The sequence below is a fragment of the Ignavibacteriota bacterium genome, assembly GCA_016708125.1.
Taxonomy (GTDB): domain Bacteria; phylum Bacteroidota; class Ignavibacteria; order Ignavibacteriales; family Melioribacteraceae.
The window spans coordinates 3,900,945-3,922,354 of sequence record JADJGF010000001.1 but is presented as its reverse complement, the minus strand read 5'-3'; the positions used below and the strand labels follow the sequence as shown (position 1 = coordinate 3,922,354).

Sequence of the window (21,410 nt, the reverse complement as noted above, 5' to 3'; positions counted from 1 at the left end):
AAGTGAGGTATTGGGAAATAGCATTTTATAAATTTACTTCACCTTTCTTTGATTTCCACCAAAGATAAAAAGTAAGTAACGCACTTAAAAGCGCCATTGAGACTAATAAAATTAAGATAGGAGTTAATTCTTGATTGTATTTTGTATAAAGCCATCCAATAATTTCTTCTTGGAAAATTGGACCGATTGAACCTGTTCCGTTTATAATTCCCGCAGCAGTTAATGCCCCTCGCTTTGAACCAACATCAATTGCACCCACACCGGAAATTAGAGAATCCGGTCCGTATAACATAAATCCGGCAATTCCCATAGAAATAGTAAAAAATAATAAACTTGATTCGCCTTTAACATACATCAATATAAAAGCAAAAGCCATAAGACTAAGCATAATTGCCGATAATAAAGATCGTTTTCCTTTAAAAATTTTATCGGATACAAAACCTGCAAATAAAACACCGGCAAATCCAGCTAAATCAAATACTACTGATAAATATCCCGCATTACTAACATCCATAGAAAAATTCTTATTGAAAAAAAACGGAACCCAACTCCAAAGAGCATAACGTAAAAATTTTATTGTAAAATAGATTAAACCCATTGTAATAACGGTAGCCCATACATCTTTTGACCAACCCAATTTACCGGAATTAAGATTCTCATTTTCACAAGTTACATCTTCTTCTTCAATTGGTTCAAGTCCAACATCTTCTGGTCTGTTTGGATGCATAAATAATACAATAAACCAAATAATCAGTAATACAATTGAAGCTCCAAAAAAAGACCATCTCCAGCCAAACTCACCAAGAATGTATGCTGCAAAAGAAGTTGAAATTACAGATCCCACTTGATAGCATGTTGACCAAAATCCTAATATTGTTCCTCTTTTTTCCCGTTTAAACCAAAATGCAAGTGATCCAATACATCCGGGCCATCCAGTACCCTGAGCCAAACCGTTTAATGATAGAAATAGTAAAATTGTCCAAAAACTATTTGAAAGCCCAAAAACAAAATTACATGTTAAAGAAATACCCATTCCAAGAAGTAATAAAAGTTTTGGACCAAGTTTCCTTCCAAAATATGCACTTGAATATTGACCTACCATGTAAAAAACTAAATAAGCTGTTCCGAGATGGGCTAAATCTAATGCAGTAAAACTTAATGAATCTGCAAGCGGACTTTTAACTACATAAAATGCTTTGCGTGCAAAATAATATCCGACATACGCAATCCATGTTGCACTAAAGATTTTTATTTGCCAATGCTTAAGCGATTTATTTTTAGATGATAGATTTTTTTTCAAAATTACTCTAATCTTTTAGAATGTGGTATAACAATTTTATTTAACCAATTAACAAATTCCAATTGCCTTATTGAATCTTGAAGTACATCTTCATCAATTCCATATTTCCATCGCAAATCTTTGTTATTTTTATTTTCAAAAATCGTTTCCAAATCTTGAACATAATTCATCAAATCTTCTTTCGAATTAAAATAATTTTGTTTAATTAATTTCTCTTCACGCGCAATTATTAAACGTGCAACTTCATGCAAATCATATTCGGGATGATATTGGGGAGCCCAAAAAATTCCTTTTTTATATTTCACCTCAACTGCCTGCACTTTTGTAAAATCATTAGATGCAAGCCATTTACCGCCTTCGGGAAGTTTTGTAATTTCATCATCGTGACTAATAAAACCGTCAAATACTGGAGGTTTGCCTTCGTACATTGGATGATTAAGTCCTTCTTCTGTAAGAAAAACTTTTCGAGCAAGTCCCATTTCTCTGCCTTTTGGATTTGGTTTTACTTCGCCGCCAGCAGCATAAACTGCAATCTGCGCAGCCCAGCAGCTTCCAAATTGCGGAACTCCAACTTCATAAGCAGCTTTGCATAAATCAACCATTTTTGTTACTCGTTCATCATGATCATGATATACAGTTAAATTACATCCGGGCCATAAAACTCCATCATATTTTTCGAGTTCTTCTTCATTTGGCAAAACTACACCGGGATCACTAGAATAAAAAATATCATACTTTGCATCAGGCATATGTTGAAGTAGTAATTTCGCATATAATTCACCGGCTTTTGTCATTCCAACTTCTTCAAATTGTTCACGACTTGGTTTTGGATAACCATCTATTATAATAAATTTCAGTCCACTCATAAATTAAATATCCTTTAATTTTTCAATTAATTTGGGTAGTTCGCTGTAATGTTCAAAAAATCCGTTTGGTCTGTTTCTATCACTTCCACGATCAAGTGCAGCGAGGCAAAGAATTGATCTCATACCCATTTTTTCCGGACCGAGAATATCATTATGTTCTCTGTCACCAATATGAACAATTTCATTAAATTCCAATCCCAAACTTTTTTTGGCTGCATGGAATACACATTCAGCCGGTTTTGAACATCCAACTTCATCTGAAAAAACAAATGCAGAAAAGTATTGTAAAAGATCTTCATCTTCTAACAATTTTCTTAAAGATCTTCCAGGACTAAAAATAGCATCTGAAATTACTCCAAGTTTATAATTTTTACTCAATTGTTTAATAGCATCATGAACGCCTTCAATAAAATCCGGTTTAAACTCTAATTCCATTTCTTCATGAAGTTTTATAAGTTCATCTAATTCATTTTTTGGTAAAGTTGCATTTAAACCTTTAAGAACAATTTCAAGCCGTTCTTTCACAGTCCAAGTAATATGATGTTCATGCCAAACTTTTCTAAATGCAGCATCTTGAGCATCATAAGCTGCATTTACTTTTTCTTGTGATATTTGTTGGTGCTTATTTACAAATTGATAAACTAACAATCTTCTTTCTACTGATTTTGTTGGTCTTCCGGCTTTCTTTCTTTTTGGCTCATCGGAATCATCAATAAAAACTGTATCCCAAAGATCAAATGTAATTCCTTTGATCATAAATAAAATTTCCTATTCAATAATAAATTTTTAATTATTCTTGTAACATCACCAACTAAAACTGGTTTCGGATTTAATGGTTTGCAAGGATCTTCCATTGCATAGGCTTCTAATCCCGCAATATCTTCTTCCTTTACGCCGATATTTTTCAAATCGGTAGGCATTCCAACTTTTGTTAACCATTTTTCAATTGCCGAAATTACGGATTCAGCATTATTTTCGGTATCAAGTAAAGTTCCTAATGAAGCTAATTTTTTATTTACTTTTTCATCTGTTGAATTAAATTTCATAACTTCAACAAGGACTGCAGCATTTGCCAAGCCGTGGTGAGTATCATAAAAAACACTTAATGCATGAGCAATTGAATGATTTATACCAAGACCTTTTTGAAATGCAGTCGCTCCCATTGCAGAAGCCATTAACATTTCGCCTCTTGCCTCAACATTATTTCCATCTTCTACAACAATTGGCAAATATTTAAAACAACGTGAAATAGCTTCTTTTGCAATTGCATCAGCATAAGGATGAAAAGTATCCATAATATAAGCTTCTAAATTATGTACAAATGCATCAACTCCGGTTGCAGCAGTAAGTTTTTTTGGCAATAATAATGTAACTTCAGGATCAAGTACAGCAATATCTGGCATCATTTTAGGAGAAAAAATAATTGTTTTTTTATTTGTTGATTTTACAGTAATTACACTACTTCTTCCGACTTCGCTTCCTGTGCCGGCAGTTGTAGGTATTGCAAAAAACGGTGGCATTTCATTTACAATGTATTTGTCTCCGCCCTTGAAATCATCCAATTTCTCAAGCGGTTCTTCATGGGTAGCAGTTACTTTTATTGTTTTACCAACATCAATTGGGGAACCGCCTCCAAGCGCAACAATAAAATCACAGTTATTATTTTTGTAAATGTCTGTTGCGTCAATAACATTTTGTTCAGTGGGATTAGATACAACATCGCTATAACTGAAAATATTAATTCCTTGCTCGGAAAAATATGATCTTAATTTTTCTGCTAAACCAATACTTTCAATACCCTGATCTGTAACTAATAAACCTTTTGTTAAACCTTTACCTTTAATGATTTTTGGTAAATCAGCAATTGCTCCTGGACCATATTCAATTCTGGTTGGGAAATTATAAGTGTGTCTTAAAAGTGGCATAAAATATCTCCGAATAAAATTTTATATTAATGTTTAATTCTTAAATGAAATGATTTTGGTCTTGTTAATTGCTCATAACCAACTTTTGAAAGTGAACAGCCTCTGCCGGAATCTTTAACACCTACCCAGCTTAAATAAGGATCGAGATAATCACAGCGATTCATAAACCAAGTTCCAGTATCAACTTGATTTCCAATTTTAATTGCTTCATCTTGATTCTCTGTCCATATTGATGCTGTTAAACCATATGGACTATCGTTCATTAATTTTAATGCTTCTTCGTCATTTTTAACTTTCATTATGCCCACAACTGGTCCAAAAGTTTCATCATACATTACATTCATTTTGTGATTAACATTTATAAGCACTTGAGGAGCAAGATAATTTGAATCACTTTTTGCATTGGGAAATAATGATTCATCAATCATTGCGCGCGCACCGGCATTAACTGCTTGTTTAATATGTTGTCTAACTAATTCAGCGCCGCTTCTTTTTGCAACGGGTCCCAAAGTAGTTTCATGATCAAGCGGATTTCCCAACTTGTAAGTTTTCGTTAAATCAATAAATCCTTCAATAAATTTATTGTAAACATTTTCATGAACATAAATTCTTTCAATTCCGCAGCAAGATTGTCCCGAATTAAAGAACGAACCATCAACTAAATTTTCTACTACGTAATTTAAATCTACATCTGGCATAACATAAGCCGGATCTTTACCGCCGAGTTCTAATCCAACACCGATAAATCTATTTGCCGCAACTTTTTGAATTTCGTATCCGCCTTTAACAGAACCGGTGAAAGCAACAAAATTAATTCGTGAATCTAAAATAACTTTTGAAGTGTCTTCGTGTGTAAGATGTAAAAATTGGAAAAGTCCTTCTGGCAATCCGCTTGCTTGAAAAGCATCAAACAATCTTTCGGCTACCAATGGAGTTTGAGCAGAATGTCTAAGTATTACGGCGTTACCAGCTAATAAAGCCGGGACAATACTATTAATAGCAATTAAATAGGGATAGTTCCAAGCTGGAACAACAAAGACAATACCTAATGGTTCGCGTTTAATGTATCTGTTAAATCCATCTTTTTCTCCAACGAAAATATCTGACAATGATGATTCCGCTAAGTCAATCATTCCAAGTGTGCGTTCGATTGTACCTCTTACTTCAGATGGGCCATATTTTATAGGACGTCCCATTTGCCACGTTAACTCTTCACTTATTCTTTTTTCGTTACTTTTAAATGCTTCTACGAATTTGCTTATGTAAACTTTCCTTGTTGTTATTGAAGTTTCTTTCCATGCAGATTGAGCTTTTAAAGCTAATTTTAATGAGGCTTCAATATCTTCAGCATTATTCAGCTTTCCTTCATAATAAATACTCGAATCAATTGGTGATATAACTTTAAATGTTTTTTCCATGACACTTTTTCCTTGTTATTACAATGTAAAGTAGAAATTAAAATTTAGTAAAATGTTTCAGAAAATAGTTAGTAAAAAATCTTTTAATATTTTGTTGAACCAAAGCAAGCATCAAAAATTTTAAGTTTGCAAAACAAATTAATCTTGCAAATTATTCTTATTAGATAATTTGTTTTTTATTTCTATAAGTACTAATTCCAAAAGAGCTAATTGTGATATTCTTGATTGACAAGAAAAACTGCCTAAAAGATTATCCGGTACGCTTGTGTGTAAAACATATTTTGCATATTTAGTTAAAGGTGATGATAAGAAATTAGTAAGCGCAATTGTTACCGAACCATATTCATTTGCAGCTTTCATTGCGGAAACAATTTCTTCAGTCTCCCTGAATGTGAAATTGCAAAAACTATATCTGTGCTGTTTAAAGTTGGAATAATACTTTGAATAATTGAACGATCATTGATATAATTACTGTAAATTCCTAAAACGCTTAATGAATCGTTAAATATATAACCAACTCCAGCAGCTCCGCCGATTCCAACAATAACCATTCTTTTGGATTTTATTATTTGCTCAGCAATTAACTCTAAAGAATTCATTTCCAAATTGTTAATAGTAAAATCTATTTGCTGTTTTAAATTGAATAAAAAAGTTTGTGTAATATTTTGCGCGTTGGTTGTGTTTTCAATTTCTTTAATAAAACTTTTACCGCTTCTCAAAAGTTCTGGTACAAGTGCAGTTTTAAATTCATTAAAAGTTTGATAACCGAGAGATCTGCAAAATCTAATAACAGTAGCATCACTTGTTTTGCATCTGGAAGCTATTCCTTGAGTTGTTAATAGAACAACTTCATCAATATGTTTTTGAACAAATTCAGCAACAGTTTTTTCACTCTTACTCAAATTGTTAAAACGTTTGTTGATCAAATTTAGCGGACTGTTCATATTATTCTTCTGTTCTATTATTTCAGATCGAATTTTTTATCAAAACTAGTTATGTTATTTAACAACTATCTAACTAATCAATTCGTTGTATTATTTTAAAGTTGTTAAAAACTAACAAATTAAAAAAATCATTGTAGCATATACAACAAGAAAATTTTAACAATGTTATAATGGCTACAAAAGTAATTATAAAATATTTTAATGTCAAATAACTTTAGTAGAATACACTTTCAAAATAATATTATAGCTTTTTTTGTGCTTTAAAATTAAATTTGCAAGAATTTTAATTTTTCATTTAAATTTTAAGCCCCCAAAAAAAGCTTAACAATTTCTTAATATCTGCATAATCTTAAATTGATAATTTAGATTTATTTTTCAATTGTTTCTTAGTGATTTATTTACAACATTAAAACTCACGATAAGTATTTATCAAAATTCGAATAATACCTTTTTGCAATCTGTTAGCAGATACAATCAAAACAGTATTATACGATGTAGAAGTTTGTAAGCTAATTCGAAATCCATCTAGCAACTATGAAAATGGAAATAGTAAAAGGCACATAATTAAAGTAAAATTATTTATTGACAATCAAATAAATTATAATTATGTTGAAGTTAGAACAAGATTAGAAAGTTATTGTAGCAAAAACAACATAAAAAGTTCTGTCTTTCTTTAGAACATAAGGCGTAAGAATGAAGAGTTTTTCCCGATTATTTTTTTACTTAATAATTTTATTGAGTTCGACTCTTAATGTACTTGCGCAAAATAAGACATTAGAAAAAATTTCTGCGAATTTAGTTGGTCATTGGACATTTGACAATCCTAATAATTTAACGGAAGCAGCCGTTGGCAATCCTTTAACTTTATCTGGAAATTGTACTTCAGTTGATGGACCAACTGAAACAACCGGTGCAGTAAGAATTGGTATCGGAAGTTTTTTTACTGCAACACATGGAATTTCACCAAATGGCGGCGGTAGTTTAGTAAATAAATATACGTTGGTAATGGATGTAAAAATCCCAGTTACCGGAATGTGGTACGCACTTTATCAAACGGATGTTACAAATTCAAATGATGGCGATTGGTTCGTTAATCCAAGTGGAAATATTGGTATTGGTGAGATTGGATATACACCAAAAGCTCTCCTCGCTGATCAGTGGTATAGAATAGCAATTAGTGTTTCCAATGGAATTCGTTATGATTATTATATAGACGGTGTAAAATCATTAAGCGGAAACAAAGGTTCAATTGATGGAAGATTTTCTTTAGCTTCAAAAGTATTATTTTTTGCAGACGAAAATAGTGAAGATAATATTTTTGATATTGCCGATATTCAATTATATTCAAGTGATTTATCAGATACGGAAATTAGTATTTTAGGCGGATATGAACATGAACCGGTTTATTTAGGAATTAAATCATATCCGTATTTGCAATCACCAACCTCAAACTCAATTTATGTTTGCTGGACTTTCGCGGGAAATAATGCAATTGCAGAATTTGGTACTACAACAAATTTGGGAAATCAAGTAGTTCCCGAAAAAACTCCTATTGATGACGGAAATATTTATTTTAATTGGTATTCAGCAAAGCTTGAAAATCTAATTCCAAATACTGTTTACTATTATAAAGTGAAAACAGATAGCGCAGAATCTGAAATATATAAATTTAAAACACAACCTGCTGATAATGATTCAACCGGACATATTCGACTTGCTTTATATAGTGATAATCAAACTAATTTCGGAAAATTTACAGAGATCAATGATTCGTTATTAAGTAAATTTACTTCAATATATGGAAATAATATTGAAGATAATTTAAATCTTGTTTTTGATTCAGGAGATATAGTTGGAAATGGATGGTCATTGCAGCAATATTTACAGGAATATTTAAATCCTTCGCATTTAATATCAACTTCAATTCCATACATGGTTAGCATAGGTAATCATGAAGGCGATTCTCCATACTTTTATGATATTATGAAATATGAAGATTTTGGCGGACCTGAAAATGAAAAATATTATTCATTTAGAATTGGAAGAGTATTAATTGTTGCTCTAAATAGTAACTCAGGTTATAGAAATGATACGCAAATTGACTGGTTAAATAATATATTAACTACTGCAGAAAATGATGAAACAATTGAGTGGATATTTGCTTTCAATCATCATCCTGGGCATAGTGAACTTTGGCCGGATGGAAATACAACTTACGTGCAAGATAGAATTATTCCAACGCTAAGTAAATATTCCAAAGTTGATATGTTAACTTACGGACACTCACACAATTATGAAAGAGGAACGGCGCTAAATAGTAATTTACGATTAATGTGTATTGGCGGAGCCGGAGGAGCATTAGATCGTTGGGAAATGTATAATAACCAAACTAATTATCAAGAAATACAAAAAACTATTGATCATCATTGTTATGCAATTGTTGATATAGATATTGCAAACAAATCATGTGAAATTACAACATACAGCATCGGCAATCCGGATAATCCATTAGACAATATTGTAATAGATAAATTTTTTAGAAATAAAGCTGATGAAACACCTCCAATGGTTCCAACATTTATTTCGCCAAGTGGAGATGCACAAGTTTCTCCGTCTTTTATTCTCGAAGCTTCAGAGTTTAACGGAACTTATGAAATGATGAGTTCCCATTTCCAAATTACAAACAATAAGGGTAATTATGATTCGCCGATTTTAGATATTCAAAGAGATTATGAAGATATTTATGGAAAACCTCAAGCACCCAATTATTTTCAAATTGATTTAAATAGTGGAATTGACCTTACACAATTATCAGTTACTCAATTAAATTATACCGGCGATATTTGGGCAAGAGTTAGATACCGTGATAAAAATCTTCAATGGTCAAATTGGTCTTCGGAATTGGATTTAGTTGTAAGCACCTTAAGCAATACCGAAAAAAATGAGTCGATTCTTGTCGATGAATATAAATTATTCAATAATTATCCAAATCCTTTTAACCCAACAACAACAATTCAATTTGATATAAAAGAATCAAGCTATGTAAATTTAAGAGTGTTCAATAATCTTGGTGAGTTGGTTGAAGAATTACATAATGGAAATTTGAATAGAGGTCGTTATACAATAAATTTTGATGCGTCAAATTTAAGCAGTGGAATGTATTATTATAGAGTAAAAGCAGGTAATTTTGTTGATATAAAAAAAATGTTATTATTAAAATAATTTTAGGTTAAGAAATTTTAATTACTATTTATAAAATCTTAATTAATAAAGAAGTCAGTTCTTATAATTTGTAATCTTATCCAAATCAGTAACTAAATTAAGGAGTATCTTCTATGAAGACAAAGTTAATATTTTTATTTTTTCTAACGGCAATGACTTTTTCCTTTGCCCAAACGCCAGTAGCAGAATGGTTATTTGATGATCCAAGTAACTTAACAAAAGCTGAAATTGGTGATGATTTAATTCTTGTTGGTGTTGATTCTGCAGTTTCAGGACCTGAGGCAGGGGATGGTGCTGTATCTATTGGAATTGGAAGTTATTATATAGCAAATCCCTATATGTTGCCAAATGGCGCAGATACGGCTAAACGTGTAAATGTTTACACAATGGTTTTCGATTTTAGAGTATTGGATTTAGAGCAATGGCATTGTTTCGGTCAAACAGATCCTACAAATTTGAATGATGGAGAATGGTTCATTAATCCAGGTGACGGTAACGTAGGAGTTGGTTCTTCTGGTTATACAAAAAATTCAATTACTCCTGGTGAATGGTACAGATTAGCAATTGTTGTTAATACCGCTGATACAAATGATAATAGCGGTGTTAAATATTATTTTGATGGAGTTGCGCAGTCTTTACAAAGCACAGGTCATGTTCAATCAATTGATAATAGATTTTCAATTGCTAGTGCAGATTCTGCAATTCAGTTGTTACTTTTTGCTGATGAAAGTGAAGAAGATGATATTATAGAAGTTGCGAAAGTATCCATATATGAACAAGCTTTGAACGCTGCTGAAGTTGCTGCATTGGGTGGTTATCCACATCAAGAAATCGAAGAATTTACTGCTGTTGGTTTGTGGGATTTTGATGATCCAGCAGATTTAACCGCAGCAACTATTGGTTCACCGCTTGAATTAGTTGGAACAGCAGAAGTTGTGGCTGGTCCTGAAGATGGAAATGGTGCTGTATCTATTGGAGTTGGAAGTTACTTTAAAGCACTTACCTCTATTGCTCCTAACGGTGGCGGTACAAAAGTTAATACATATTCATTAAGTATGGATTTTAGAGTAAATGAATGGAGTGATTGGATAAGTTTAATGCAATTAAATCCTATAAATGATGATGACGGTGATCTTTTCTTAACATCTCCGGATTATGATATAGGTGTTGGAGCATTAGGTTATTCAGATCCGGGAATTATTTACCAAGGTGATTGGCATAGAATGGTAATGGTAGCAAATGCTTTCAAAACTGATTCAGTATCGGTTGATATTTATCTTGACGGTAAACGTGTTGTAAAAGGAAAAATTCAAACAATTGACAGCAGATTTTCATTAGAAAACACATTATTATTCTTTGCGGATAATGATGGAGAAGATAATACAATTGAAGTTTCTCAAATAGCTATTTATGATTCTGCTCTTACAAGTCAGGCTGTTGCTGGATTAGGTGGTTATCAGCACGGAACTGTTGAAGAATCAATAGTAGGATTGTGGAAATTTGATAATGCAGATTCATTAACATTAGCAACTGTTGGAAATCCTTTAATCTTAGCAAATAAAGATGGTGCTGAACCAGTGGCTGAAGCTGTTGCCGGACCTGTAGTTGGTGATGGTGCAGTTAAGATTGGTCCAAGAAATCATTTTATTGCTAATCCGAATATGCAGCCAAATGGCGGCGGGCTAAAAGTAAATAGATATACAATTGGATTTGATTTTAGTGTTGATGCTTTAGGAAATTGGAGAGCATTTTACCAGACAGATTCTCTTAATGAAGATGATGCTGAATTCTTTATTAAAAAAACTGGAGAAATTGGCGTTGGTGACCTTGGATATTCAGATAGCGTTGTAGTAGCCCCAAATGAATGGTATAGATTAATCATTACTGTTGATCTTATGGATACTTCTAAAAATGCAATAAAATATTATATTGATGGACAAGCTGTTCCTCATGGAGAAAGCGGTTATCAAAGAATTGATAATAGATTCTCATTTGGTTCGGTTGGATATGTAGATCAGTTAATTCTAATGGGTGATAATGACAATGATGATGGTTTAATTAATGTTGCTCAAGTAATTCTTTTTGATAGAGTTTTGTCTGCAGAAGAAGTTGAAGCATTAGGCGGTTACGGACATATAGTTGGTGTTGAAGAAAATGAAACATTTACACCTGAAGTATTTTCTTTGAACCAAAATTATCCAAATCCTTTTAATCCATCAACTATTATCAGTTATTCTATTCCAAAACAAAGTATGGTTAGTTTAAAAATATACAACGTACTTGGTCAATTGGTAACTACACTTGTTAATAAACAACAAAGTGCCGGAACATACCAATTTGAATTTAATGCAAGAAATTTAACAAGCGGAATTTATTTTTATTCGATCAAAGCAGGTGATTTCACAAAAACTCAGAAAATGATGCTAATAAAGTAAACTGCAAAATTTCAAGTTAATTTGTTAATTCTTAATCCTCCAAGAGTAAGTAATTATTCTTGGGGGAATTTGAAATTGTTACAAAATTTTTTCAAAAATATATTTTTTTACCCGTAAAACTTTAGCAAATAATTTATTGAACTTCATTTTTGATTTATAGAAATATTCAAAATAAATTTTGATAATGTAAATTAAAACTATTTTGTTCTAATTTAAATAATGAGGATGTTTTGCATATTAAAAATTCTTTCAGTGTATTTGTTTTTATAGTTATAACATTTATAATTTTTAATCCGAATCTGCAAGCCGGAACAACAGGGAAAATTGTAGGTGTTATAATTGATAAAACTACTGGAGAACCCTTGCCAAGTGTTAATGTTATGATTGAAGGTACTACACAAGGAACTGCTTCAGATTTAAATGGTCATTTTACAATATTAAATGTTAGTCCGGGAACTCATACTATTGTTTTTAAAACAATTGGTTATGCTGATTATAGAGTGGAAGGAGTAGTTGTTAACGTAGATAAAACTACAAAAGTCGATGCCCAATTAAGTATTTCAACAATTGAAATTTCGGAAGTAGTGGTAAAGGCTGAAAAGCCGCCGATTGAAAAAGACAGAACTTATTCATCTGCCGTTGTAAATTCAGATGCAATTCAAGCATTGCCGGTAACTGAAATGAGCCAAGTAATTACTTTGCAGCCTGGAGTTGTAAAAACCGGAGGCGAACTGCATTTTAGAGGAGGCAGGTCAAGAGAAGTTGCTTACGTTGTTGATGGTGTTTCTGTAACAAATGCTTTTAATCAATCCGGTGGTTCCAACGTTTCTGTAGAAAATTCCATGATTGAACAGCTTGAAGTAATCACAGGTACATTTAATGCTGAATATGGATCTGCGCAATCCGGAGTGGTAAATATAGTGACTAAAGGTATATCATCTAAATTAACAGGAAATATTAATGCATTCATTGGTGATTGGGTAAGTGATCAAAAAGATATTTTCCTTGGTGTTGATCATATAAATCCTTTATCCGAACGGGATATTCAAGCAAATATTAGCATCCCTATTATCCATGATAAATTAGGAGTTTCTGTTGTTGGAAGATATAATTATTACGAAAGTATTAATTGGTACGAGAAACGATTCAATTCAATTGATGGATGGAGAATAGCTGCTTACGAAAGATGGTTTAGAGAACAAAGATCGGATGAAGCAGGTGCCTCGCAAGCAATTAATATTCCCGATTCCTTGAAAACCGGCGACGGTTCAATGGGTCCGTTATTAACCAACGATAGATTCTCTGGTAATATTAAAATTAACTATTATCCTTTTGACCGTTTTAAAATTGCTTATCAGGCGTTTGGTGATTTTTCTGAAAGACAAGGTTATGATGAAACAATTGGCGGAAGCGGAATAAGTAACGAAGATTTAAGAAGATATCAACCCGATGGAGCAGGTACCGGTCAATCATATAGTCATAGTCATTTTTTATCATTTAGACATACACCTACAGATAATTTTTATTATAATATTTCAGGATCATATCAATATAACCGAAGTGAATCTTGGTTTGATAAATCAAACAAAATAGCTCTATATCCTGGTGATACAGGAATTCAACTAATTGGTTATTCGACAGATGGATTTTCAGTTGGTAATACTGATGGATTTTATTCAAATGCTGATGGGAAAAATTTTAGAAAACAATATATTTTTAACGGAGACTTTAATTGGCAGATAGATAAATATAATTTTCTAAAAGCCGGTTTTGAATATAAAAGACATGAAGTTAACACATATTCATGGGGATATATTTCAACTCCGGATTGGAATACAAAAAAATGGATAAATTTTGATGCTGACCCAACCTTAACATTTAACGATTATTGGAATATAATGGTTGACTATTGGAAAAATTGGGAAAATATTTATGATACTGTGAGATATAGAAAATATTATGAAGATGAATATACACTATGGCGTGATTATACAATTACTCCAAGTGAAGCAGCAGCTTACATTCAAGATAAAGTTGAGTTGGGAGAAATAATAATTAATGCCGGTTTACGTTTAGATTTATTTATGCCGAATGAAAGAGTTCCAATAAATTATAGAGTTGAGTCTGCACAACTTGCTTCCGATGTAAATTTAAAGGATGCTTCCAATAAAGTTAATTTAAGTCCAAGGTTTGGTGTTTCTTTCCCAATATCGGCAACAGGAGCATTCCACGCGGCTTACGGACATTTTTACCAAATGCCAAGTTTTGAAAAAATGTTCAGCGAACCGATTTATGTGCTTACTCCACTTCAACTTAATGATATGAAATTGGGGAATTCTGATTTAAGACCGGAAAAGACAATTCAATACGAATTAGGTTTGCAGCAGCAAATTTTTCCCGGAATTACGACAGATGTCTCAGTTTATTATAAAAATATGAGTGATTTGCTGGGACTTGAATATTTAACTACTATAGACAACGTAAGATTTAGAAGATTTACAAACAGAGATTATGGAAATTCAAAAGGATTGACGATTGGGATTAATGCATTTGGAAATGAGTTTATTAATGGCAGCTTAAATTATTCATATTCAACCGTTAACGGAAGCGCTTCTGATCCAGAAAGAATTGCAACAATCCAATCTTCAACCCAAATTGGCGGAGATGCAATTGAATTTCTTGATCGACAAGTAATAGCATTAGATTGGGATCAAACACACACGCTAAATGCTCTTGTTGATTTGAAATTTGCAAGTAATTTATTTATGTCTGTAATTGGTACATATTGGACTGGACAGCCTTACAGTCCAGAATTTGTTGAAAAATATGATATACTTAAAATTGAGTATCTTAACTCAGATAATAAACCAGTACAATGGAGTGTTGACTTAAAAGCAAGATATGACTTTGAAGTTGGCTGGTCAACTATTACAGCTTTTTTACAAGTTGATAATTTATTTGATCACTTAAATCAAAATAGAGTATTTGTTACTACAGGAAATGCATACAACAATGCAAGATTACCAGATGTTGAAGAAACATTAGTAGAAAGGTTAGAACAAGCCGGATTATTTATGCTTGAAGAATTGGATAATAAACCGCAATGGTTTTCAAGCCCAAGAAAAATTAGATTAGGGTTTACCCTAAATTTTTAAATTATGGAGAATTGGAATTTATGCTAAATAATTTTATTTCCAAATTGTTAATACTAACTTTAGCATTAGTTACATTTAAAGTAGTTGGACAAACTGTTGACGAGGAAAAAAATACACCTATTTATTTAAGACCTCAATCAATTACTGGTTCAAGAGGCTACTCGGGTGTTTTTAATAAAGTAGAAGAAACGCAAGCTGAAGGAAATGCCAAATATTTCAGATTTACTGTGCATGACGGAAATTTAATTACTGGTGCAGTTATCAATTCTGGAATTTTGTCTTATCATTATGTTCCTGGAGCTCCGATGATGGCATGGCCTAAAGGACCAAAATCAGTTCCAATACTATACGGAGCCAATTTTTTTGTTGCCTCGGAAGTTGTCGATGAATCCGGCGATTCAATTCATATTGTTTCAGATAATTTTAGAAGAGGCAATGTTGAAGAATCCTTAGATCAATCACATTGGTGGTCATTTATGCCCCTTGGAAAATATTTTAATAATGATCAACCTGGTGCTCTTGATCCTGATATGGGAGGTTTGAGTGAAGACGTTGGTATTGATGAAACTCCAAACACAGGTGATTTTGGTGAAGGAGACGGAATTCTTCAAGATGAAGAAGATTTTAATTTGAATGGCGTTTTGGATTTGCACTTACAAAACGGAGTTGGTTGGTTTGCAATTAGTCATAGAAAAGAAACTTGGCCTCAATATTGGCCGGTAGGGACTTATCCCGGAGATGATAGACAACCTGGCGAAGAAAGACCCGGAATACGTGCAGGAAGATGGAACGGTGAATTTGGCTCATATATTCGCTCTGATCAAGAATCCTACTATGTTATGGATGATAGGGAAAATGACGAATTTGATTATTATCCTTTTACTGATGCAGAATCAAGATTGCCATGGCCAAATGGAAGAAGAGGTTTGGGTGTAAAAGTTTCAGTTCGCAATTATCAATGGTCTGCAAGACTTGCTGAAGATCTGATGATTTCGATTTACGATATTGAAAATGAAGGAAAAGAATTAAATAAAGCAACAGTTGGAATGTACGTTGATCCAGATTTAGGGGGATCACTTGAAGGTGATGATGCTGATTTCGATGAAGTTGATGATATAACTTATGCGTTTACAAAAACTGGTGTTTCAGTACAGGGATTACCAATTGGCTATTTTGGCTTTGCATTCTTAGAAAGTCCGGGCTTAGTTGATGGAAAAGATAACGATACTGATGGAATAACTGATGAAAGTCAAAATAATGGAATTGATGATGATGGTGATTGGCTTGCATGGGAAGATGATAATTTAAATGGAGTCTGGGATTGGGAAGATGTAGGAATTGATAGAATTCATGCCACGGGAGATTTTGGTGAATATGACGGAGCATTACAACCGGAAGAAGATCTTAATGATAACGGATTGCTTGATAATGAATCCATAAACAATGATGTTGGTTCAGATGGAATTGGACCGGATGATGAAGGGTATTTTGGTCCAGATCCGGATGGAACTGAAACTAATGGAATCCCAAATCCTGGTGAACCAAATTTTGACTTTACGGATAATGATGAATCCGATCAAGTTGGGTTAACATCATTTTATCTAAGAGATTGTGATAATACTATGGGTGATGATGAAACTTATTGGAATGTTGAAATTAAACCTGGTGTATTTAATATACGACCCGGATACCAACGCGATATAGCATTTAGCTATGGAAGCGGATATGTTAAATTTGCTGGCGAAGAAAGAAAACACAGATATGCAATTGCTTTAGTTTTTGGAAATAATGCAACAGACATTTTAAGAAATAAAAGAACCATGCAAGTAATTTATGATGCGGATTATAATTTCTCAAAACCTCCAAGAAAACCAATTGTTTCTGCTACTTCAGGTGATGGAAAAATTATTTTACATTGGAACAGCGATGCTGAAAATTCCAAAGATCCATTGTACGGGCTTGATTTTGAATGCTACTATATTTATAAAAGTACTGATCCGACATTTGATAATATAAAAACCATTACAGATGCTTATAATAATCCAATACTTATGGAACCTGTTGCAATTTTTGATAAAAAAGACGGATTAAAAGGTATTCATCCGGTGAATATTGGTTCGGAGCTTGGACAAGAAAGCAATCTTGGCGTTTCTTATAATATGGGAACTGATAGCGGTTTAAAACATTTCTATGAAGATACAGATGTTACAAACGGCAGAACATATTATTACGCTGTAGTTTCTGTAGATCAGGGTTACCATGATTCATTTTATCCAAATATTTCTTCAAGAGAAGGTTTGGTAAATACTTCACCGACAGAATGTTCTGCAATTATTCAAACAGATTTATTGGGAAGAGCAGTTAAAACAGATAAGAATACGGTTATAATAACTCCTTACGAATATCCAGCCGGTTGGGTTGCCCCAACTTTAAGCGAAAAAGGTTTTGAAAAAGTTTCAGGATTCGCAACTGGGAAAGTTGAATTGGAAATTTTCAGCCCAAAAGAAATAAAAACAAATACATCCTATTCTGTTAGATTTTCAGATGATGGCTCACAACAAAAATATGACAGCTCATTTACCGGACAAACAACTCGGGCAATAATATATAATGAAACAACCGGAGCAATAATAAATAGTATTGATGATCCGGATAACAATGAAAAAATAGATGAATTTATTGCAGATGGCTTCAGAATAAAATTGAAGAATGATTCGGTAAGCTTCAATTCGGCTGAATGGATTGTTGGAAATTCTAACATTGAGATTTCTTCAAGTACCGAAGATTTAGGCAGTGATATGGTATCTCGCGATTATGAAATAAGAATTTTTGCTCCAATTGATTCAATAACTGGTGCCGGTGCAGATACTTCTGTTTATTCAAATAAAACGCCGACGAATTTTCAAGTATGGGATGTTACAAATCCAGACAGCACTTTTAAAATTGATTTTAGATTTAGAGATGGAACTCAAACTCAGAATAAGAAGGGAAGTTTAAGTCATGGCGATAAACTTCAACTAATATCTAAATATAATGAAGCTCAAAGAACATGGTTTTTTGATATTAACGTTCCCGATTTTGAAAACTTGAGTGCGGATCAGATAATTTACCCGGTTGAAGGAGATATTCTGAAAATAACAAGTAGAAAACCTTTTGATAGAAACGATAAATTCACTTTTACAATTGATGGAAATTATATAGAAACAAGTAAAACTAAAAAAGACCTAAATAATATTTATGTTGTTCCCGATCCATATATAGCAGTAAGCTCACTTGAAAGAAAAGTTATAAATACAGATGAAGGAAGAGGGGATAGAAGAATTGATTTTGTGAATTTGCCTAATGAATGTTCGATTGAAATCTACACTACTTCTGGTCGATTTGTTAGAGAATTATTTCATTCTTCTGCAAATTCGGAAGCAAGATTATCGTGGGATTTAAGAACAAAAGATGGTTTAGAAATTGCGCCCGGAATATACTTTTATGTAGTTAAAGCTCCTGGAGCGGGACAATTTACTGGTAGATTTGCAATAATTAAATAATAATTTTATTGGAAAAAATATGAAAGTTATTAATTATATAATTAAAATTTCTCTGGCTCTGTTAATTTCATTTAATGTTATTCTTGCGGGTGATGATCCTGTAAAAACATCAGCCACAACTGATGTTGATGCAATTGGAACAGCTACAATGACGTTTCTTGAAATTGGCGTAGGAGCCCGTGCAATGGGAATGGGAGGCGCATTTGTAGCAGTTGCAAACGATGCCTCGGCTACATATTGGAATCCTGCCGGTATCGTTTGGGCAGATAAAGTTCAAGTTGAAATTAGTCATAACGAATGGTTTTTAGATTCCAAACTTCAATCATTTAGCGGAGTTATTCCACTTCCTCAGTTTAATTCTTCCATGGCACTTAGTATTGTAACAATGGGATTTGACGAACAGGCTGTAAGAACTGTCGAACGTCCCACCGGAACCGGTGAAATGTACGATGCAAGAGATTTTTCCGTAGCACTTTCTTGGGCAACTGCATTAACTGATAGATTTTCTTTTGGTCTATCCACTAAATATATTACTTCTCGTATTTGGCATGAATCAGCAAACGCATTTGCGCTTGATTTTGGTATTTTTTATAACACAGAATTGAAAGGATTAAGATTGGGTTTTAGTATGTCCAACTTTGGTTCCGGAGTTCAATTTAGCGGCAGAGATCTTGATTCAACGATTGATCCTGACAAAGAAGTGGAAAATTTTGATAGAGTTCCTGCGCAATATAAAACTGATTCTTATCCTTTACCAATTTTATTTCGTGCGGGTTTATCATATGAATTGAATCTTGATGATTTTGGGAATGCAATTTTTGCGGCAGATCTACTTCACCCGAGTCATTCTCCCGAAGCTGTAAATGTTGGATTAGAATATGGTTTCAAAAATATGTTTTTCCTAAGAACCGGATACCAAAATTTATTTGATAATACTTCAGTAAACGGTCTTACTTTAGGTGCAGGAATTGATTATTACAATAAAGAAACCGGATTTGGAGTTAGATTTGATTATTCTTGGTCTGATTGGGGAAATTTAAAAAATGCTCAAAGATTTTCTGTCGGAATTATTTTTTAATCAGATGACTTTTTAGGAAAATACTTTATAATACATCAAAATTTGTGAATGAATAAAAAAAAATACTTTTCAAAAAAGAATATATTAATCTTTACAAGTCTTATCGTTATTACTTTTATTGTAATTTTTTATTTCTTCAATTTTAATAATTCGAAAATAAAAGTACTTGCAAAAGTTGGTACAAAAGTTATCACACTTGAAGATTTTCTTTTGAATTATGAATTTGGATTTCCGCACTTAAAAATCGGTAATACAACAATTGAACGAAAAAAAAATTACCTTCAATTTATGATTAATGAATATTTACTTGCTTTAGATGCTGAATCAAAGCAATTAAATCTTTCTCCTGATGTGCAATTTCAAACCGAAAGAATTAAAAAAGAATTATTATTAGAAAGTGTTATTGATAACGATATAAAGAAAAATATTAAGGTTAACCCCGATGAAATAAAAGATGCAATTAATAAATCAAAAGTTAGTTTTAAATTCTTCTTTTGGCCGGAAACTGATTTTAATAACGCAATAATAATTAAAGAAATGTTCGAGAAAAATGGTATTGATGAGACATTTAAAAAGTTAAGCGGTAAAAAATCAGATTTCCATTTTGATTATTCTAAATATATTTCAGATTACAAATCTTGGCTGGATATTCCGGAAGAAACATTTTTAGCAATTAAAGATCTTCCGGTAAATAAATTTTCTGATCCGATAAAAATTGACGATTTATATTTTATTTTTCAAGTTCAAGATATAAGGCGTGAGGCAGTTAGAAATGAAGAATACTTGAGCAAAGCACCAACATTTCAAAAAATTCTATTTAATGCTAAACTGCAAGATGGAGTTATTGATTATGTTGATAAACTTGTAACTCCAAAAAATGTACGAACAAAAGCCCGTGTATTTAATATTTTTGCAGATGCAATTATTGATTGGCATAACTCAAAAGATAAAAATTCTCAAAGTTTTTCTAATTGGATAAAAGCCAATGCGGATAATCCAATTGTTCAAAAATATTTCACTTATCAAGATTCAATTTTAATAAACTATAATGGTGGATCTTTTACACTTGGAGAATTTCAAAAGTATTATTACTTCGATAAAATTTCTGAAGAATATCAAACCAGAAAACAGTTTAAAAATCATTTGAATTTTTTAATTGGCATGTCAGTTAGAGATTATTTTATGGAACTTGACGCAATGGAAAAAGGATATGATAATTCACCTTGGTTTGAACATCAATTTATGAAATGGACTTCAAAATTTGCATTTGAAGAAATATTTAAGAATTACGTGGCTCAGAATACTTCATCAAATTCAAATATAAAAGAAAAAATTAATGTTGATTTGAATTTATTAAAATCAAAATATGATATTTATATTAATTCTGAAATGCTTGATACTGTAAAAGTTAACGAAACTCAAAAATCAAAAGGCGGTGCTTTTCAACTTATGAAATCCGGAGTTAATAGATTAGCTGAACCAATTGTTGACGGGTACTGGAAATCAATTTCAAATTAAATGTAAT

The 21,410-nt window shown here is 32.3% G+C and carries 13 protein-coding genes; 6 read left to right on the top strand and 7 right to left on the bottom strand.

Annotation, left to right across the window (positions count from 1 at the left end):
- Nucleotides 1–25 precede the first annotated feature (25 nt).
- The 7 genes from IPH62_16950 to IPH62_16920 form a co-directional block, all read right to left on the bottom strand.
- The gene (locus IPH62_16950) at nucleotides 26–1,300 is read right to left on the bottom strand and encodes an MFS transporter (GenBank protein ID MBK7106963.1); all 1,275 of its coding nucleotides are present in this window, start codon (nucleotides 1,298–1,300) and stop codon (nucleotides 26–28) included.
- 2 nt (nucleotides 1,301–1,302) lie between these two features.
- Nucleotides 1,303–2,166: a type 1 glutamine amidotransferase gene (locus IPH62_16945; protein ID MBK7106962.1), complete on the bottom strand. Its 864-nt coding sequence runs from the start codon at nucleotides 2,164–2,166 to the stop codon at nucleotides 1,303–1,305.
- 3 nt (nucleotides 2,167–2,169) lie between these two features.
- Nucleotides 2,170–2,922: an HAD family hydrolase gene (locus IPH62_16940; GenBank protein ID MBK7106961.1), complete on the bottom strand. Its 753-nt coding sequence runs from the start codon at nucleotides 2,920–2,922 to the stop codon at nucleotides 2,170–2,172.
- Nucleotides 2,919–4,091 carry an iron-containing alcohol dehydrogenase gene (locus tag IPH62_16935; protein MBK7106960.1) on the bottom strand — a complete coding sequence of 391 codons (1,173 nt, stop codon included), beginning with the start codon at nucleotides 4,089–4,091 and terminating at the stop codon, nucleotides 2,919–2,921. Before IPH62_16935 ends, IPH62_16940 begins: the two co-directional genes overlap by 4 nt.
- A gap of 26 nt (nucleotides 4,092–4,117) precedes the next feature.
- A complete protein-coding gene (locus IPH62_16930) occupies nucleotides 4,118–5,509 on the bottom strand; it encodes an aldehyde dehydrogenase family protein (protein ID MBK7106959.1) in 1,392 nt (463 codons plus the stop codon).
- Nucleotides 5,510–5,647: 138 nt separating this feature from the next.
- A complete protein-coding gene (locus IPH62_16925; GenBank protein ID MBK7106958.1) occupies nucleotides 5,648–5,869 on the bottom strand; it encodes an SIS domain-containing protein in 222 nt (73 codons plus the stop codon).
- A complete protein-coding gene (locus IPH62_16920; GenBank protein ID MBK7106957.1) occupies nucleotides 5,866–6,411 on the bottom strand; it encodes a MurR/RpiR family transcriptional regulator in 546 nt (181 codons plus the stop codon). The genes IPH62_16925 and IPH62_16920 overlap by 4 nt, the downstream gene beginning before the upstream one ends.
- Before the next feature lie 777 nt (nucleotides 6,412–7,188).
- Here IPH62_16920 and IPH62_16915 point away from each other — a divergent pair.
- From IPH62_16915 to IPH62_16890, 6 genes are all read left to right on the top strand, one after another.
- On the top strand, nucleotides 7,189–9,675 hold the full coding sequence (locus IPH62_16915) for a metallophosphoesterase (GenBank protein MBK7106956.1): 2,487 nt from the start codon (nucleotides 7,189–7,191) through the stop codon (nucleotides 9,673–9,675).
- Between the two features lie 113 nt (nucleotides 9,676–9,788).
- Nucleotides 9,789–12,110 carry a T9SS type A sorting domain-containing protein gene (locus tag IPH62_16910; protein ID MBK7106955.1) on the top strand — a complete coding sequence of 774 codons (2,322 nt, stop codon included), beginning with the start codon at nucleotides 9,789–9,791 and terminating at the stop codon, nucleotides 12,108–12,110.
- A 230-nt stretch (nucleotides 12,111–12,340) separates the two neighbouring features.
- The gene (locus IPH62_16905) at nucleotides 12,341–15,265 is read left to right on the top strand and encodes a TonB-dependent receptor (GenBank protein ID MBK7106954.1); all 2,925 of its coding nucleotides are present in this window, start codon (nucleotides 12,341–12,343) and stop codon (nucleotides 15,263–15,265) included.
- A gap of 20 nt (nucleotides 15,266–15,285) precedes the next feature.
- Nucleotides 15,286–18,807: a hypothetical protein gene (locus tag IPH62_16900; GenBank protein MBK7106953.1), complete on the top strand. Its 3,522-nt coding sequence runs from the start codon at nucleotides 15,286–15,288 to the stop codon at nucleotides 18,805–18,807.
- A gap of 19 nt (nucleotides 18,808–18,826) precedes the next feature.
- Entirely contained in the window at nucleotides 18,827–19,885 is a 1,059-nt protein-coding gene (locus IPH62_16895; protein MBK7106952.1) for a PorV/PorQ family protein, read from the top strand.
- Between the two features lie 48 nt (nucleotides 19,886–19,933).
- Nucleotides 19,934–21,403, top strand: a complete 1,470-nt coding sequence (locus IPH62_16890; protein MBK7106951.1) for a hypothetical protein — start codon at nucleotides 19,934–19,936, stop codon at nucleotides 21,401–21,403.
- The last annotated feature ends 7 nt before the right edge of the window (nucleotides 21,404–21,410 follow it).

What these genes read in the sequence shown, in the direction of transcription:
- IPH62_16925 (MBK7106958.1), bottom strand. Translation starts at nt 5,869, where the DNA reads ATGAAAGCTGCAAATGAATATGGTTCGGTAACAATTGCGCTTACTAAT.
- IPH62_16945 (MBK7106962.1), bottom strand. Translation starts at nt 2,166, where the DNA reads ATGAGTGGACTGAAATTTATTATAATAGATGGTTATCCAAAACCAAGT.
- IPH62_16930 (MBK7106959.1), bottom strand. Translation starts at nt 5,509, where the DNA reads ATGGAAAAAACATTTAAAGTTATATCACCAATTGATTCGAGTATTTAT.
- IPH62_16940 (MBK7106961.1), bottom strand. Translation starts at nt 2,922, where the DNA reads ATGATCAAAGGAATTACATTTGATCTTTGGGATACAGTTTTTATTGAT.
- IPH62_16935 (MBK7106960.1), bottom strand. Translation starts at nt 4,091, where the DNA reads ATGCCACTTTTAAGACACACTTATAATTTCCCAACCAGAATTGAATAT.
- IPH62_16900 (MBK7106953.1), top strand. Translation starts at nt 15,286, where the DNA reads ATGCTAAATAATTTTATTTCCAAATTGTTAATACTAACTTTAGCATTA.
- IPH62_16890 (MBK7106951.1), top strand. Translation starts at nt 19,934, where the DNA reads ATGAATAAAAAAAAATACTTTTCAAAAAAGAATATATTAATCTTTACA.
- IPH62_16910 (MBK7106955.1), top strand. Translation starts at nt 9,789, where the DNA reads ATGAAGACAAAGTTAATATTTTTATTTTTTCTAACGGCAATGACTTTT.
- IPH62_16895 (MBK7106952.1), top strand. Translation starts at nt 18,827, where the DNA reads ATGAAAGTTATTAATTATATAATTAAAATTTCTCTGGCTCTGTTAATT.